Raw genomic sequence first — 17,463 nt, 5'->3', positions numbered from 1 at the left:
ACGTCGTAGTGATTGCGCCAGGCCCACTCGCGGATTTCGGCGCGTTCCTCGGGTGTCATGACGGGCACGATCCGGTTCTCCGCGGCTTTTTTTGCCGGGGTGTCAGCGTCCTCGAGGGCAACTCTGTCGACGTTGTGTGCCTCCTCGTAGGCTTCCACGACGTGGTTCGGGATCTGACCCTTGGGCGAGACGTCGTAGTGATTGCGCCAGGCCCACTCGCGGATTTCGGCGCGTTCCTCGGGTGTCATGACGGGCACGATCCGGTTCTCCGCGGCTTTTTTTGCCGCGGTGTCAGCGTCCACGATGTAGGCTCTGTCGATGCCGTGTGCCTGGTCATAGGCCATCAGGATCTCCCGGGGAACCCGGCCGAAACCCGCGACTTCGTAGCCGGCTTTCTCTGCCCACTCGCGGATTGCCACGCGTTCCTCGCGTGTCATGGTGGACTCGAGTTTGCGGCCGTTGTCGATATAGAGCTCGAGCTTCCGCTCGAGCTCTGCCTTCTCGTCGGAGCTCAAGTCTATCTCGTACCATGAGCCGTCCAAGCCGACCAAGGCAATCCCGGCATGAGGGGCACCGCTGAGGTCCGACTCCCTGTCAACGATTCTGCGCACCGCCATGTCGCGGAGGATAGCCCATTCTGCTCTTGTGGAGAAGCTTGTCGTTCGATGATGGAATAGTGACGAGACTAGCGGTATGACAAGCCGGTGCCGCTGCAGGGGATACGCACCGAGCGCCACTGCTAGAATTGCTGTTCCGCCAACGGTTCCGCTGTGGCTGCGGAGCCGCTCTGTCAGCGTGATCGAGAGGCCATTTCCATGACTGTGCCCCAGTCTGCCGTCGACCGTCCGCCCGTCGGCGGCGACGTCGACCTTTTCGACCTGGTGTGCCGGCGGCGCGGCTGGACCGGGGATTACCTCCAGTCCATCGAATCGGCCGAGCACGGCGAGCTGCTCGGCCTGGCCGAAATGGTCGAGGCGCTCGAGGACGCGCGATCCTTCGGGAAGAAGGTCGCCATCGCCCCGGACTACGACATGGACGGCATCTCCTCCGGCGTGCTGGGCTACGCCGGTCTCTCCGAGCTCGGGTTCGACGTCGTGCTGCACCTGCCCGACTACCGCCGCGGCCACGATCTCACGCCCGAGGACGTCGCCGAGATCGCTGTGAGCTGGCCCGACACCCGGGTCCTGCTGACGTGCGACGGGGGAGTGAACTCCCATCGGGGCATCGCCGCGGCGCGCGCCCGCGGCTGGACGACGCTGGTGACCGATCACCACGAGGAACTTCCGCCGGGATCCACGGCCGACATCACCGTCGACCCATGCCGGCTGGACGAGACCTACGCCCACACCGGGATCTGCGGCGCCCATGTGCTGTACCAGGTGATCGAGGCCTATACCCGCAAGTACCGCCCGGACAAACTCTGGGAAGTCCGTCTCCTGCGGTTGTTCGCCGGGCTCGGCACCGTCTCCGACGTGATGCCGGTGCTGTACGAGAACCGGCAGCTGGTGCGCGATTCGCTCTCGATCGCACGGTTGCTGTGGGTCGCGCCGCCGCGGCCGCACGGCCCGTTCAGCGACCCGGCGCCGGACCGGATCGACGTCGAAGCCTCGACGCTGATGCGGCTGCTGCGCATCGACGCCCACCACCCGCGGTTCCTGCGGGCCTTCCAAGGGTTCGCGCTCGTGCTCAAGGCCTTCGCCCAGACCGGCAAGATCCGCGACCGAGACGACCTCGACGAGGGCTTCTTCGCCTTCTATCTCGCTCCGGCGATGAACAGTCCCCGCCGCACCGAAGAGCCGCTCGAGCCGTGTTTCGCGGCGTTCACCGCGCCGGACCCCGACGCGATGCTCGCCCACGCCCACGCGGTCATCCGGACCAACGAACGCCGCAAACAGCTGACGATCGAGCACCGTGCGGCGCTGGCCGCGAGCGATCAGCCGCTCGCTCCCTGGGTCTATTTCTCCGATGCGCCCGCGGGCATGTACGGCCTGCTGGCCAACACCATGATGCAGGAGCACGGGCACCCGGTCGCCGTGGTCAACCGCCCGGCCGGTCCCGGGGACGCCGTGAGCGGATCAGGCCGCGCCCCCGGCTGGTTCGACATCATCGCCGGCCTGCGGCCGCAGGGGGGCATGTCGGGCGTCGGCCATCAGCAGGCGTGCGGCGTGCGGGTCGAGCGGGCCGAGCTCCTCGGATCCCTCGCCTCGGTGCTGGCCGACGCGACCCGCGCCGCGCTGCCGACCGCCGACCAGGATGCCGTCCAGGGCGACCTCGTGCTCGGCCCGGACGCCGACTGCGACGCGGGTCTCGACGATCCGCAACCGCTGTTCGAATTCGTGCGTCGGACGGAATCGCTGAAGCCTTTCGGTTACGGGTTCCCCGCCCCGGTCGTCCAGATCGCCGTCGAACCGCTCGGCTTGCGCGTGGAACGCATCGGGTCGGAAAAGCAGCACCTTCGGCTCGTGACCAGGACGGGCATGTCGTGCCTGTGGTGGAACGCCGCGGAGGACAAGCACGCGGAACTGGTCGACCTCGCGGACCGGGCTAGCCGCACCGACACCGGGACGGTGCGCTTCACGGCCGCGCTGCAGCTGAACACCTTCCGCGGCGAGACCCGTGTCCAGGCCGTCATCCACGAGCGGGTCTTCGCGCCCGCCTGACCCGCGAAGGAGGCGGCCGTGGCCATACGGCGCACCGCGCATCGCCTGCCCGGCATCGCGTGGTGCGCCGTCGTGGCGACCGGCCTCGCCGCCGCCTTCCTCGGCATCGGCGCGGCGGCCGCGTCCGCAACACGCGAGCCGGTCCTCGCCACCGTACTGCTCGATGCTGTCGTGATCCTGCTTGCCGGCACGGCACGTATCTCCCGTCCGCGATGGCTCGCCTACCTGCCGGGGGCGAGCGGCCGGCTCCGCGGCGTCGGGCGGCTCGCGGCGGTGTGCGCCGTCCTGGCGTTCTTGTCCGGGGAGGCGCTGGCGCAGTGGTTCTACGCGGTGCAGGGCTCCGCCGGATTCGACGGATCACTGCACGCCCGGCACGCCGCGGGCACATGGCTTACGCTCCTGCTCACATTGGCCGTCGCGCCGGCCGCCGAGGAACTGCTGTTCCGCGGAGTGCTGTATCCCCTGCTGCGCAGGCGAGCAGCCGTCGCTCCCTCGCTTCTCGTAACCGCCGGCGTCTTCGGCCTCGTGCACGGGAATGTCGTCCAGTTCGCCTTTGCATTCCCGCTGGCGATGGTGCTGGGCCTGGTGTACGAAGCCACACGGACGCTGTCGCACTGCGTGGCGCTGCACGCGGGATTCAACGCCTTGGCGACGCTCGTTCCCACACCGGCGCTCACGGGCCTCGCGAACCCGGTCTCGGCATTCCTGCTGACCGCGGCGTTCGCAGGCTGCCTTCCCGTGCTCGCCAAGGCAGTCGCCGACCGGCCCGCGCCCGGTGCGGGCGGCCCCGGAGACGCCGGGACAGGCCGGGCACCGGACGTGCGGCGGAGGCGGCGGAGTCCTCCAGGGCGCTCCCGAGGTGACCGGGTCATCCGGTCACCGGGGGATGGCTGAAAGAAGTCTTTCGGCCATACTCGGGAAGGGAGGAAGGGAATCCGCCATGTCCGTCGTCAGCACCTGCACCTACGACGCGCGGGGCCGGCTCGTCTGGCCCCGCCCGCTCGGCACCGGCCGAGCGACGCTCGATCTCGAACTCGGCACCGGTGGTTCCGCCACCTTCGACCGGGGCTGCGTCCACGTCCACTCCGTGACCGCCAGCGGTGTCGCGGCCGACCAGGCGCGTGAGCGGGCGAACCTGCGACTCGCGCGGTTCTTCGAAAGTGCCGAGTCGGTGGCCGGGTACCGCACGCTCGCGATCAGCGAGACCGAAGGCACCGTCCCGTGCAACGGCAATGTCACGATCACCTGCCGGATCGTCTATGCGATCGAAAGCCCGCGGTGGACTCGCGGACGCGCCTCCGCGTCGCCGGACCGGAGACGAGACCGGAGCGCGGCCGCTCGCGGGTGATTCCGCTGTCCGCCCTTCCGCGGCAGGCGACACGGCAGACAGAAAGGCCGGAGAGTTCCCTTCCCACAGGGGCACTCTCCGGCCTTTCTGTTCTCACGTTCCTGTGACTGTCTCGCCAGGGCGACGCAGTTTCAGCATGTACTCCATTCTCCACGGTACCGATGACAAACAGACCGTGCAACGGCATTCGGCTTCTTCGGGGCCCGAGCCGGACAGTTGCCGGCGGCAAGGCCGGACTGTCGCGCGCATCGCTCGCGGTCGTGCCGGGATTCCCTCCGGAGGGCTCGTCAGAGGCCTTGCCTGGAGAGACTATGCGCCACCACGCGCACCCCTGCCTGTCGGCGTCGGTGCCGAGCCGGCTCGCTCGGTCGCGAGGGCAGGCGGGGGACGACGACCTGCGAAGGCTGTACCGCATGTCGTGGTACAGCCCGAGATCGCGCCCGGACCGGCGAAAACATTCCCGCCGCGGTGCCTGCCCGGCACGAGGCGTACCGCGTCGCCGCACCCGAGTGGTACAGCGTTTCGCCTGGTGTGCCGCCATTTCCGCGCGGTGTACCGCGTGTACCGCGGTAATCCGGGCGTTTACATGTGCGCGAGAAGTGCCCAACCTCCGGCGGCCCGCTGAGGTCGTGCCGGCCGTTTCCTGCCTTGGATCTAGCGATGTTGTGGTGGTACATCCGGTACAGGGGGTATCGGAACAGGGCGTGAGCGGGTCTTTTCTGTGTACCACGAAGAACTTCGATCGTGGTACACGCTGTCGTCGAGCGCCCGGAAAAGACTGCCTGGCCTCAGGAAACCGCTGTACCACGAGACGTGGTACAGCGCCGGCATACCTGCTCCGGGTATGCCGGCGACACGGGGGCCGGGCGGAAGAACTCTCCCGACCTGGGCCGGGAACGGGCGGCTGACGCCGCCCGCGGGCGCGTGAACGCGCGTGCTAGAGCAGGGCTCTGCGCCCCCGGGACGCGAAGCGAGGTCCGTGCGCGCCGCCGGCGGGGCCCTCGCCCGCGCCGATGGCGCTGGACTGTTCCGGGCGCGCCCGCGGTCTCCGCGAGGCCCGCGCTATTGATGCTCTTGTCGATGCCTCAATAGACAAGCATTCGACTTGTTGCGAAAAGTTTGTTGGCAGGCCTAGAGTCGCCGGTACGTTCCTGTTCGATTATGAGTCGAGTCTGCCTCCCACATACCGCCGGCCGACGCTCGATGCGATCGAGAAAGACAGCAGCATGACTCCCGACGTCCCCGCGCCGGTGTCTGGCGACCGCCCGGACGCCGCGTCCCGCAACATCCTGGTCCACACCTACGACCGCGTCCTGTCCTGCTTCTCCGGGCGCCCCGACCTGGCTCCGCAGAACGAAATCGTCACCCTCGCTACCGCTACCTACCTCGACGCGATCGATCCCGCGGACCCGCCCGGCCCCCGGGCGCTCGAAAGCCAGTTGCTGGTGATCGTCAACAACGTGTGCAAGTCCGAGAACGCGAAAGCCGCAAAGCCGCCTGAACGGCTCCCGTTGCTGCGGTGCCTGACGTGCTGGCAGGTCGCGCAGGTCCTGTTGCGCCTGCACCACGTCATCCGCATCGCCCCCAACGCGAAGGACACCGACCGCGAGTACGACCTGCTGGCGATGTACCAGGCCGCCGGACGCTCCCGGGGGACGTACACGACCAGCGAAGACGACATCCGCACCGCGGCCCGTATGTACAACACCCAGTTGACCCTCAAGGAGTTCGCGGAGGTGCTGGCGGTGCTGCGCGAGGACTCTCCCCGCACCCACCAGTGCAGCCACCGGGATCTGATCGCGGTGAACAACGGTGTCTTCCACTACGGCAGCGCCGACGCCGACATCACCGTCGACGGCACGACCTTCCGGGTGAAGGCGAAGTCCGTCATCCCTTTCCACCCGGCCCTGGTGTTCCTGACCAAATGCCACATCGACTACGTGGACGCGGCTCCCAACCCGGTCATCACGCACCCGGGCGACGGAACAGTCTGGGACATCGAATCGTGGATGCGCGACCTGTCCGACGACGACGGGATTCCCGACCTGCTCTGGGAAATCGTGGGGGCGATCATTCGCCCGCACGTGTCGTGGGGGAAGACGGCCTGGTTCTACTCGGACCAGGGCAACAACGGCAAGGGCACGCTGTGCTCGCTGATGCGCAACCTGTGCGGACCGCGGGCCCACACCTCGATCCCGCTGAGCGAGTTCGGCAAGGACTTCGCACTCGAACCCCTGGTGCGCGCCAACGCCATCATCACCGACGAGAACGACGTCGGCATCTTCATCGACAAGGCCGCGAACCTGAAGGCGATCGTCACCAACGACGTCATCCAGATCAACCGCAAGTACCGGATGCCGATCGCGGCCCAGTTCTGGGGCTTCATGGTCCAGTGCCTCAACGAGTTCCCCCGGGTGAAGGACAAATCCGAGAGCTTCTACCGCCGGCAGTTGTTCGTCCCTTTCGCCAAGAGCTACACCGGCATCGAACGCAAATACATCAAGGAGGACTACCTCCAGCGCCGGGAAGTCCTGGAGTACGCATTGTGGTACGTGCTCCACCGCGCCGGAGCAGCGGACCCCGGAAACTACTACCAGCTCTCCGAACCGGTTGCGACCAAAGAGGTGCTGGCCGAGTACAAGTCGGCCAACGACCCCGTGCGCGGGTTCTGGGAGGAGTTCCGCGAACAGCTCGTCTGGGACCTGGTGCCGTTCACGTTCCTCTACGACCTGTACAAGGCATGGTTCGCCGACGTCTCGCCCTCGGGCTCGCCGGTGAGCAACCGGCAGTTCGTCGCCGACCTCGTCTCGATCGTCCGGGTCGACCCGCACTGGCACTGCCCCGACAAGAACCGCAAGATCCGCCCCGGCCGGATGATGCACGACCCCGAGCCGCTCATCGCCGAATACGAACTGAAGAAGTGGCTGAGCCCGAGTTACGGCGGCAAAGATCGGCTCCAGAGGTCCAAACCGGTCCTGCTGGCCAACTACCGGGGGATTCTCCGGCTCGCCGGTGCACCGCCCGCAGCGGCACCCGCCGCCCGCGCCAGCCAGGACGACGGCCCACCGTGACACGAGAGGAACAACCCATGGCAGCCACCGCCGCCGCGACGCTCGTGGTGCGTCGCATCGACCTCCCCGAGACCGAATGGATGGTGTGGGACCCGCTCGGGCAACCGCTCTCCCGCGTGAGGGCGACCTCGGCGTCCGACGCGCAGCGCTGTGCCGCGATCGATTCCGAGCCGGAAACACGGCTCCGGAAGCTCACCGTCGTCGACACCGGGTGCCTGCTGCGCGTCACGGTCGACGCATCCGCGTTCGCCCCCCTCGTCGGCACCGACACCTGGGAACTGCTGGAACAGCGGTTGGTCGAACTCCACGACCAGCGCGACTGGGCAGCCGGCACCTACCGGGCAGAGCTGACCCGGCCCGGAGGTGCGGCTGTCGCATCGCTCGAACGCGAGTTGCCCCTCCCGCCTGCCTACGCGGCCCTGACCTACAAAACGCCGCCTCGCTACCGCCCGGGCCCGATCCGAGCGGCGGTGGTCGAACTCTCCCGGTCTTATCCCGGAACCACCCTCGGCCAAGTCGCCGCCGGGTACGCCGCGTTCCGAGCGCATTTCGACGGAGGACTGTCGTCGCCCGCACTCGAGGAGGCCACCGGATACGCACCGCCCGGCGCGCCGCAGCCCGAGACGGCTGCCCCGACAGAGAAAGACCGGACACGATGACGGCGCGGCGCTTTCCCGCGACCACCGCCGAGGAGGCGCTGTTCACCTTCTACGACATCGAATCCCTGGAGAACGTCTTCACCTTCTGCGCCTACACGCCCGGCCCGGGCGGGGCCGGCACGCTCGAGGCGTACTACCTCGTCGACGACGACACCGACGGAACCAACCTCGCCGACACGATCGACCATCGGCTGCTCGGCGAGGCGATCTTCGACGGAAACCCGGGCCTGCCCGCGTTTCCACGTACCCAGGTGCGTTTTCTCGACCTCCGGAGCGAGGACAGCAACCTCCGGCTCGCCGAGCTGGTCGGGCTGTCGGATGCCGATCAGGTCAACGATCGCGCGGAGGTCTCGGGCTATCCGCGGGCGCTGCGCCCGGTCTGCGACACCGACCCGGGGTACGACCCGGCGCTCCATCCGTTCCTGGCCGGGTACAACTCGACGAACTACGACACCACGATGCTGGCGTTGTACCTGAACGAAGCGTTCCCGAATCCCGGCCGCGGCCCGCTGTTCCAGCCGACTACCGCGCGGACGATGCGCGAACACAACGACCGGCTGTTCACCGAGCACATCTCCTTCATGCCCGGCTACCTCGGCTGGGACGGCCCCGTCGCCAGGATCCGCCGCGCCATGCTGCAGTCGGGCCGTCACCTCGACGTCGCCCGGCTCAACGAGTTGCAGGTCAAAGTCAGCCTCAAGCGCCTGCTGGGGATGCTCGGCCGACAGATCAAGGAGTCCGCGAACCTCAGCCACGACACCCGGATCTCCGCGGCCGACGCCTTCTGCGAACTGCTCGCGTACAACGTCTCGGACTGCGTCGGCCTCTCCCAGCTGTTCCGCCATCCTGCCTATGCCAGCACGTTCGACCTCAAAGCCGGTCTTCTCGCGCAGTACTCGGAGACCGTATTCGCCCGGAACGGCGCGGTGCGTCGGGACCGCCTGACCGTCGATTCGTCCTCGGCGAGGTTCGTGGGCCGGATTCTCGCGCCCTACACCGCGCTCGACGACATCGAGACCGTCTCGTTCGCCTACCCGCATCCGAAGATCGCGCGCGAACGCGGCATCGAGACGGTCAACGTGCTCGACGAGTGCGTCCGGTTCTTCGAGAAGCGCGTCGCGCCGGACCCGGTACGGGCCCCCTCCGCGACACCGGCTCAGGCCGAGGCGCATCGGCAATTCATGCGAGTCGTCGAGTACTACCGCTCGATCGAAGGCCGGAACTTCAACGACTCCGAGGAGTACCGCGAGAAGTTCGGCCTGCCGGCGCTGTCCTTGCGCGACATCCCGAAAGCGCCGAACAACATTCCCTACTTCCACGAAGACGCGTCGCCCTCGTCCTGCTTCGCGACGTTCTCCACCGGCGGGATCCACGGAGCCGAGGCCGACCTGGCGGTGTACGAGGCGGAACTGGCCGCCTACGAGGCGCACGTCGTCATGCTTGCCGCGGCCCGGCGGCTGTACCCGGACTCCCGGGACTTCGTGGCCGCGGCGAAAGACCAGCACAATCGGCTGGCCTTGCCCGACGGCAGCGTCGTCGACAAGAGGCTCGTCCTGGTCGGGTCCGATCCGGGCAGAGTGAAGTACCGCAAGCCGAAAAAGGGCGATGCCGTTCAGAACGAACAGCTCGCGCGCGCCCGTGCCCTGACGCCGGACCCGGCCGACCTGCTGGCGGCCCAGCGCGGCGCCGACGAGGCCCTCGACGTCCTGGTCGCCGACAGCAGGAGCGCCGACGGCGCCTACCGGCTGCGCGGAAAGCTCGTGCTGGCCAACACGACCGCGGCGGGCGCCGCCTACCGGGACACACCCGCCAAGAGTGCACCGGCGCTGTTCAGCCGCAACGACGACGACTCCACGAAACTCCATCCGCATTTCGCCCGCACCAGCGCGGGCCGCGTGATCCACCAGGACTTCACCTCCTACTACCCGAACCTGCTGCGCAACATGCGGGCATTCTGGAACCCGGAGCTGGGGGAAGACCGCTACGCGCGGATCTTCGCCGACAAGGAACGGTACGGGCGTGCACTCAAGCGGCCCGGGCTCTCCGCCGAGGAGAGGGCGCGCCTGACGACGCTGCGCAACGGCACCAAGCTGATCCTGAACGCGGCCTCGGGCGCGGGCGACGCCCGGCACCGGACCCCGATCCGGATGAACAACCGCATCATCTCGATGCGCATCATCGGCCAGCTTTTCAGCTGGCGCATCGGACAGGACGAAACCCTGGCCGGTGCGCGGATCATCAGCACGAATACCGACGGCCTCTATTCCGTCGTCGGGGAAGCCGGATTCGACGAGACGGCGAACAACCGAGTGCTCGCCGAGCAACGGGCCGCCATCGGGGTCGACATCGAGCCGGAGCCGATGTTCCTCATCAGCAAGGACTCGAACAACCGACTCGAGCTGACCGCCCCGGAGGAAGGCGGGACGGTCGCCGAGAGCGACGTCATCTCCGCCTCCGGCGGAACGCTGGCCTGCTATGCGGGACCGACCCCGACGAAGTCGCTGGCCCACCCGGCCGTGATCGACGCCGCCCTGGCGCGCTACCTGCAGACCGTCGCCAGCAGGGGAGAGGCGGCACTGTCCGAACCGTTCGACGCCGTGCTGGGGCGGAAGCTGATCGACGAGGCGATCCGCCCCGCGAACCCCGTCGGGACGCTCCTGGCCTTTCAGAACGTCGTCGTGGCGTCGCGGGGGTCGATCACCTACCCGTTCGCCGCTGATCCGGTCGCGACCGCCGGCGAACGGCCGGACGACGGGACGGACGCGGCGGCTGCGCTGGTGAACCCGCGGCCGCTTCAGGCTGTCAACCGGATCTTCGTCGTCCGGGACGGGACGCCCGCCGCGGTCAGCCTGCACAACGCGGGCGCGTGGAAAGTGACGCCGGCCAGCCAGGCGACGCGCCGCGCGCGCGGCCTCGCCGGGGTGCGGCGCGATCCGGTCGCGCTGGACATCCTGCGTTTCCACGGCTGGGCGAGATCGCGCGCGGAAGCAGCCTCCTCCGAGCGGCTCACAGTATTGCCCGACGACCAGGACGTCGTGATCCGCCGGATCAACGGCATCGACCCCGCATGGTCCGCCCTCGTCGTCAACGACGACCTGCACGCCTTGCCGCCCGGACGGGCCGACCGTCTCGTCGCAGCGCTCGACCTCGCCGTCTACATCCGCATGCTCGGCGAGACCTTCACCAAGAACTGGATGAATGCGACGGCGTGACCATTCGGCCGTCGTCAACGCGACCTACCCGCTTACGAAAGGAATCGTAATGACCGACGACATTGCAGCGGAGCTCGCCGCCGCCGACGCGGCTGTCAAGGCAGCCTCAGCCAACCTCGCCAAGGTCAGAGCCCAGATCCAGCAGCGACCCGACGCCACTGTCGGAGAGGACTTCTTCACAACCCTCGACGCCGCGCTGGGGACGCCGGAGCAGGAGTCTCCGGAACTACGCGTGAACGCCGGATCTTCGTTCCTCCAGATCACAGCCTGCGCGGACTGCTATCTGATCGGGGGAACCCACCACGGCTTCGACTGGACGCGTCCGCTCTCGTCCGACGACACCGCAACCGTTGATGTGGGCGGGGACGAGGACGCAGTCGTCAGCGCCGACCAGATTGCGCACTTGCTGGGCAGCAGCACGTGCACGAGCTACCCCTACGACCGCGTCGAAGACGGCCGCGACGGCCACGAGTTACTGCACGACTACGTCGACAACTGGATCAACGCCCATAGGTAGCAGGGCGACGCGGGCCACCAGCATTCCCGACAGAATCCCGAGCCGGGGAGGACAGCGTGAGGCGCGAGTCCGATAGTGGCGCGCCAGGCGGACAGCAAGCCGGCCAGCGGCTTCCGGTTCTGGCCCGCGCGGAAAACGGAGGTCCGAGCGCGGTTCCGGCGGCCGCACGCCGCGATGCCCAGGACAGTTTGGCCCCTGGGCGAGGTCCGTGGCGTCGATACCAGGGACCGCGACGATACGGTTTACGAAGCGGGTAGCGCTGCAGCGAGCGATGTGCACAACGGAGGACCCAGCGCTCAAATCGGCTATCTCGTGCAGCAATTCGGTCCCGACGAGACCGAACGGAAGCTTCGTGACACTGCGCCGCAGCATCCGGTCGACCGGCTTTGACGGCTCCGTCGGGAAAGCGCCGCGACGTTCCGCCGACATTTGCCTCGCCGAGCGGCAAATGTCAGGCGAGCACGCACATCCGAGCCGGATCAGCCCAAGTCCTACTGCCGTCGACACGGCGGCGGAACCGATCCGGCAACCAGCAGAACGTGCGGGGAAGGCTGGCCATGACCGCATCGAGTCGTCGTGAGAACGCGATCGAGCGATACCTCCTGCGCAGGTGCCGCGAGCACGGCCTGTTGTGCCTCAAGTTCGTGTCGCCTGCCAGAGGAGGGGTGCCGGACCGGATCGTTGTCGCCCCTGCTGCCGGCGCCGTCTTCGTCGAAGTCAAGCGACCTGGCGGAGCCCTGGAGCGTCGGCAACGGCTCGTGCACGCCAAATTGCGTCGGTTCGGAGCCGAAGTCCACGTCGTGGACGACAAACCCGCGGTGGATGATCTCGTTGCCCGGCTGTGCCATGGCGCAGACGGGCAATCCGGCTGAGACGGTCCGTCACAAGCGCGCCCTCGGCCCTCGGCACTGCAAGGATGCGCGTCCGAGCATCGCACGCGATCTGCCCGTCGGCCGGCGGACAGGGTTTTACGTCTGCGTGTCCCGCATCGGTCGGATCCCGGGCGCACGAGCAAAGAGCGCCCCGGAGCCCCGGGGCCGGGGCGCCGGTGGGCGTGAACGCGGCACCCGGCCCCCTGGCAGGTGCACGCGATGTCTGCCTCCCCGATCGGCCGCCTGCCACCACCCTGGAGAGGAGGGCACACCCCATGACCGTCGATGCCGCAGCCCGGCCTCCCGCGCCGCGCAGCCAGCTCGTCCTGGAGCCGTATCAGCAGCAGATCCACGACTTTGTCGTCTCCCGCCCCTTCTCCGGTGCGTGGATGAACCTCGGCGGCGGCAAGACCTTGTCGACGCTCGCCGCCCTGCAGACGCTGCGGCCCATGGGGCACATCCTGGTCGTCGCACCGGTCGCGATCGCACGATCGACCTGGATCGACGAGATCGAGAAATGGGACTTCCCGATCAGGACACGGTCCCTGATCGTCGACGACAACGACCGCAAACTGTCCAAAGAGGATCGTCTCGCACGCTTCAAGGAGATCTTCACCGATCCGCCGACGATGTACTTCGTCAACCAGGACCTGCTCACCCAGCCGTCCCGCGGGCCACGGCTGATCACGCCGGCACGGCCACCGCGCACACCGGCAGCCCCGGTACTGACCCCCGAGGCAGCCGCGATCCTGGACCTCGTGCGGGCCCGCGGCCCGATCGCCCAGCCCGAACTGGTCCGCGAATACCGGGGCCTCGTCGCCGAGGGTCCCGACGCCGCGACACCCGCCGCGTCCGCGATCGGCACCTGGATTCAGGAGCTCGTCAAGGCGAAGGCGGTGGCACGGCAGGCTCACCCGTGCCCGGCCTGCTCCGGTACGGGCTGTACCGAATGCCGGTTCGGACTGATCGACCAGATGCCCGTTCATGACGACAACGGCAGCAAGACTGTGCGCTGGCCTTTTCCGACAGTGATCATCGACGAGTCGCAGGGGTTCAAGTCACCCTCCAGCGTGCGGTTCCAAGCCATGGCTCGGATGCGGCCCGCGATCACACGACTCATCGAACTCACCGGCACGCCCAGCCCGAACGGCTTGCACGACCTCTGGAGCCAGATCTACCTGCTCGACGAGGGAGAGTCGCTGGGCCGGACTGTCACCGAGTTTCGCGAACGCTGGTTCGTCCCGAAGATGGTGCCCGGCACGACGACGCCGGCGAGGTGGATCCCGGCCGGAAACGCGAAAGCGGAGATCTACGCGGCGATCTCGCATCTGGTGATGAGCGCCGAGAACACCTCGTTGGCACTGCCGGCCTTGAGCATCCGGGACGTCAACGTCACGCTCCCGCCGGACCTGCTCACGGCGTACAAGAAGTTCAAGCGCGACCTGGTCCTCGACCTCGTCACGGCGTACCGAGCCGAGGACGGCACGCTCACGCAGAGCGTGGAGTCGATCGTCGCCGACAACCAGGCCGTTCTCGCGAGCAAGCTCCTGCAGTTCGCATCGGGAACGATCTACACGGCTGACCCGGACGACCCCTCGACCAAGGGCCGGTACGAGGTCATCCACGAGAAGAAGCTCGAGATGGCCGAATACCTGGTGCGCAACAACGGCGGATCACCGACGCTCATCGCGTACCACTTCCGCTCCGACCTCGAACAGCTGCTGACGCGGTTCGCGAAGTCCAAGGTGGACGCTCGGGCTTTCGACGGCTCGCGCGACATGGTCCGGCGATGGAACGCCAAGCAGATACCCGTGATGCTGATCCATCCGGCCAGCGCCGGCCACGGCCTGAATCTGCAGTACGGCGGCTCGAGACTGATCTGGTACACGCTGCCGTACTCGCTCGAGCACTACCTGCAGGCCAACGCCAGGCTCCATCGGCCCGGCCAGACGCAGCCGGTCGACATCTGCCGCCTGATCGCCAAAGGCACCCAGGACGAGCGCATGCCCGGCGTACTCGCCGACAAGCAGCAGGCACAGGACGACCTGCTGAACGCGGTGTCCGGCGAAGCCGCGCTGCTGGCCGCCCTGCAAGACGAGATCGACGAGGACCTCCGCGCTCTCTGGGTTTCCGAACGCGTCTGAGCCCCGCCGGCACAGTTGTCGCGCCAGCACCCGACACCACGAAAGAAGACCGACGATGCAGGTCTACAGCACCGTGACAGACACGACGTACCCGTCCGAGGACGCTTTCTTCGAAGCCGAGACGAACGGCTTCGTCGTCGTCGGCATCATGCAGCGCATCCGCCCGAAGAGAGGGCGGACCGACGTTTTTGCTTGCACAGTAGGGCCGTTCCCCGACAAGCGAACAGCCAGGACCAGGGCGACGTCGCTCCGCCGCAAATGGAAACGGGCGGAGCGCGAGGACGGGGGGACAGATCTCCTGAAGGTGTGCGTCAAACCATTGTGGAAACAGGCCTGAGACCCGCGTTAACTCCGGCTGCTAAAACCCTGACCCGCCTCAGTCGATCGTGAGCGCGGTCATGCCGAAGGCATCGGGGTGCCCCGACTGCAGCATGACGCGGCGGGCCAACCGTTGCGACGGCCCGACAAGGTCGTTCCTCGCAGCAAGCAAGGCGCATCGAGCGCGGGTCCTGCGCCCGTCGACCGTGATCCGTTATGCCAACAGGCTCGAAAGGACACACACAATGTCACATCCGACCGAGGACGGCCGAAGTCGGCCGGATCTGCGTTCGGAGCTCGTGGTTTTCGCTTCCTCGACGGACTCCGTCTACGTCTACGACCGTGCGGGGGGCTCGTGGTCGAGGTGGACGGAGGCGGACGACGAGCACGACGGCATGGGCTATTCCACCGAGCAGTTGCCGGAAGACGCCGGGCCGTTGTTCGATCCGGAACTGTGGCCTCACCCAGAGACCGTCGGCGCCGAGACGGCGGAGTCGGAGCTGCGCGACGCCCGGGAGACGCTCGCCGCGATACGCGCGTTCGTCGCCGAGCGACCGAGGTTCGCAACGGCGCTCGGAAACTGTACGGCGGCGTGCACGGACTGCCACCGGTGGCAAGGCCACGCCGAATCCCTTCGCCAGCTCGGCGCCATCGTCGGGGGAGGCGCGGAACCCGCGCAGTCAGCAAGATCAGACGAACCAGCCGGGGCCATCCCCGAGCGGCACATCGAGCACATCGGCCGAACCTGGGAGGGCCATCAGCTGGAAGACGAGTGTCCATGTGGCCAAGCGGCGTGCGGGCTCGTCGCCACCGACCAGGTGTCGCCGGACTGTCCGCACCATCCGGTCAGCCGGGCGAAGACCCTCCGCCAGCGCCACTCGGCGGCAGAATGCCCAGCCGTTGCCGTCGAAGAATCCAGCGAAGAACCAGTCGGTGCGGGAAAACCGGAAGTCCGCGGTCGGATGCGGAGCGGCGAAGAGCCGGAGCACTGTCCGGACGGCGACTGCAACCAGCGAGTGTGTTCGGGCGCAGAACTGTGCGGAGGATGCTGCCGCTGCCTGGGCGGGTGCCTGGACGCAGAACCTGGTGTCCCAACTCAGCCTCCCCGTCCGCGGACCGGAACCACGCGTCGCGGGTCGCCCGGCAGGGGAGACACGGCGGTGCCGGACAGCGTCGGCTCGAGGGAAAATACGACACCTGCAGGACATCCCAGACTAACCGCCAACGATGTGGAGCAGGCGGCCGCCGTGTTCCCCAACGCTCAAGAAGGCGACTCCTCCGACGAGGAGAACCGGGCCGGCCGCGTTCCCGCGGACTACGCCGAGCACGCCGCCGCGTACATGCGCGGGAACCAGATCCCCCCCTGCCTTTCGCAACGACCGATGAACCCGACGACCGTTCGTCATGACCTCGCCATAGGTCAACCAGAAGGGACCTCCTAGTGAACTCCGCGATCGTGTTCGCACGCCGTGACCGACCAGACCTAGCCTGCCCGTTCCTCGTCAGGGCGAACGCCGGGACAACCGTGGGAGCCAGCCTGCCCTCGTCGACGGGATCGGTGCTATGACGAGGGACTGGCAAGCCAGGGAAGCGGAAGATCTGATCGCCGGATCGTATGTCATTCCGCCAGGCGACTCCCGATGGCACTTGATCAACGCAGCGCCGGATCACGACAGCCGTATCGTCCTGATCGATCCGACCGAGGCCGAACCCGTCGAACGTGTTGTCGCGGGCTGGCTCTTCCCTCTTCGGTGGCGTCCGGCGGAGGCGCCGCCAGCCGCATTCGCCCACAATGCGCTGCGCCGCCGGGGCGCACAGGCCGGTACACGCGGCCGCCATCTGGTCGACCGGGAAACGCGGCTGTTCGCCCTGGCCGACAAGATTGCCTGCGGGACAGCGGCGATCGGCACAGACTGCACGATCAGCCGGCAACTCGTGCTGGAGACACTGGGCAACACAGTCGTCGGCGGCGTGAGGAATCTGCTCGAGAATCACCAGCCCAGCTCAGGGTCACAGCGCGCCGGGTTCGGGGCGGAGATGCGCATTCATGAGATCACGCAGTTCGGAGCCTGCCTGATGCGGCTGGCAGCCCGCCGGGCCGACGGCACCTTGGCGACGCGGAAGGTCACGTTGATGGTCCACCGCTCCGAGATCGATCCGGTCGGCGAGCAGCGAGTCGTACTGTTCTTCCCCGGCTGGAAGCTGGTGGACGATGCCAAGGCCGCTGGCGATCGCACCAAGTGACCCGATAAGGGCGGGGGAACGCTGCCGCGCCAAAGGTTCCCACACCGACGGGGACGAGCCCCTCCGCAGCCTGACGCACCAGGCGCGACAGCGGAAAAGCAAGCTCCGCGCGTTTCACCCTCTCGCCCGCAGGCAGAACCCTATCCGCGTGTGGGCTGGAGCGGAATCCCTCCTCTCCTACGGGCACGGACCGTCGGGGCGTCGTCGACCTGTCGCGGAGACGAGCTCAACGGCCTGCGCACCCTCGCCCCTCTCCTCCACAGCGACCGAATCAGCCGTGCAGCATAGCCTCGGTCGCATTTCGCTTCGTCACCCCACGCCTTGCCGGCAATGGGCGCTCGCTGTGGGAAGCAGATAGCGACTTCGCCCAGCCGTACGAGCAGCGCGGAAATCCCTGACGACAGATCACCCCCCCGAC

The 17,463-nt window shown here is 67.7% G+C and carries 13 protein-coding genes; 11 read left to right on the top strand and 2 right to left on the bottom strand.

Annotated elements, in window-relative coordinates:
* On the bottom strand, nt 1–617 hold a 617-nt coding region (locus ACZ7OI_RS16165; RefSeq protein ID WP_470264974.1), incomplete at its 3' end, for an Lsr2 dimerization domain-containing protein.
* Nucleotides 618–815: 198 nt separating this feature from the next.
* Here ACZ7OI_RS16165 and ACZ7OI_RS16160 point away from each other — a divergent pair.
* From ACZ7OI_RS16160 to ACZ7OI_RS16115, 10 genes are all read left to right on the top strand, one after another.
* Entirely contained in the window at nt 816–2,660 is a 1,845-nt protein-coding gene (locus ACZ7OI_RS16160; RefSeq protein WP_470264973.1) for a DHH family phosphoesterase, read from the top strand.
* 18 nt (nt 2,661–2,678) lie between these two features.
* On the top strand, nt 2,679–3,554 hold the full coding sequence (locus ACZ7OI_RS16155) for a lysostaphin resistance A-like protein (protein WP_470264972.1): 876 nt from the start codon (nt 2,679–2,681) through the stop codon (nt 3,552–3,554).
* Nucleotides 3,555–3,600: 46 nt separating this feature from the next.
* Entirely contained in the window at nt 3,601–4,008 is a 408-nt protein-coding gene (locus ACZ7OI_RS16150) for a hypothetical protein (RefSeq protein WP_470264971.1), read from the top strand.
* Between the two features lie 1,226 nt (nt 4,009–5,234).
* Nucleotides 5,235–7,079 (top strand): DNA primase family protein, encoded by a 1,845-nt coding sequence (locus ACZ7OI_RS16145; protein ID WP_470264970.1) that lies wholly within the window; start codon nt 5,235–5,237, stop codon nt 7,077–7,079.
* A 17-nt stretch (nt 7,080–7,096) separates the two neighbouring features.
* Complete coding sequence (locus tag ACZ7OI_RS16140) at nt 7,097–7,738, top strand: hypothetical protein (protein WP_470264969.1); 642 nt, start codon at nt 7,097–7,099, stop codon at nt 7,736–7,738.
* Complete coding sequence (locus tag ACZ7OI_RS16135; protein ID WP_470264968.1) at nt 7,735–10,950, top strand: hypothetical protein; 3,216 nt, start codon at nt 7,735–7,737, stop codon at nt 10,948–10,950. Before ACZ7OI_RS16140 ends, ACZ7OI_RS16135 begins: the two co-directional genes overlap by 4 nt.
* A 49-nt stretch (nt 10,951–10,999) precedes the next feature.
* Nucleotides 11,000–11,467: a hypothetical protein gene (locus ACZ7OI_RS16130; protein WP_470264967.1), complete on the top strand. Its 468-nt coding sequence runs from the start codon at nt 11,000–11,002 to the stop codon at nt 11,465–11,467.
* A 557-nt stretch (nt 11,468–12,024) separates the two neighbouring features.
* On the top strand, nt 12,025–12,339 hold the full coding sequence (locus ACZ7OI_RS16125) for a VRR-NUC domain-containing protein (protein ID WP_470264966.1): 315 nt from the start codon (nt 12,025–12,027) through the stop codon (nt 12,337–12,339).
* Nucleotides 12,340–12,614: 275 nt separating this feature from the next.
* A complete protein-coding gene (locus tag ACZ7OI_RS16120; RefSeq protein ID WP_470264965.1) occupies nt 12,615–14,483 on the top strand; it encodes a helicase-related protein in 1,869 nt (622 codons plus the stop codon).
* Nucleotides 14,484–14,538: 55 nt separating this feature from the next.
* Complete coding sequence (locus ACZ7OI_RS16115; protein WP_470264964.1) at nt 14,539–14,820, top strand: hypothetical protein; 282 nt, start codon at nt 14,539–14,541, stop codon at nt 14,818–14,820.
* Nucleotides 14,821–15,490: 670 nt separating this feature from the next.
* Here the strand turns inward: ACZ7OI_RS16115 and ACZ7OI_RS16110 are convergent.
* Nucleotides 15,491–15,790, bottom strand: a complete 300-nt coding sequence (locus tag ACZ7OI_RS16110; RefSeq protein WP_470264963.1) for a hypothetical protein — start codon at nt 15,788–15,790, stop codon at nt 15,491–15,493.
* A 574-nt stretch (nt 15,791–16,364) separates the two neighbouring features.
* On the opposite strand from ACZ7OI_RS16110, the gene ACZ7OI_RS16105 reads away from it, so the two are divergent.
* A complete protein-coding gene (locus tag ACZ7OI_RS16105; RefSeq protein ID WP_470264962.1) occupies nt 16,365–17,045 on the top strand; it encodes a hypothetical protein in 681 nt (226 codons plus the stop codon).
* Nucleotides 17,046–17,463 lie beyond the last annotated feature (418 nt).

The sequence above is a fragment of the Amycolatopsis sp. NPDC114503 genome (genome assembly GCF_055633655.1).
This window is presented reverse-complemented; position numbering and strand designations above follow the sequence as displayed.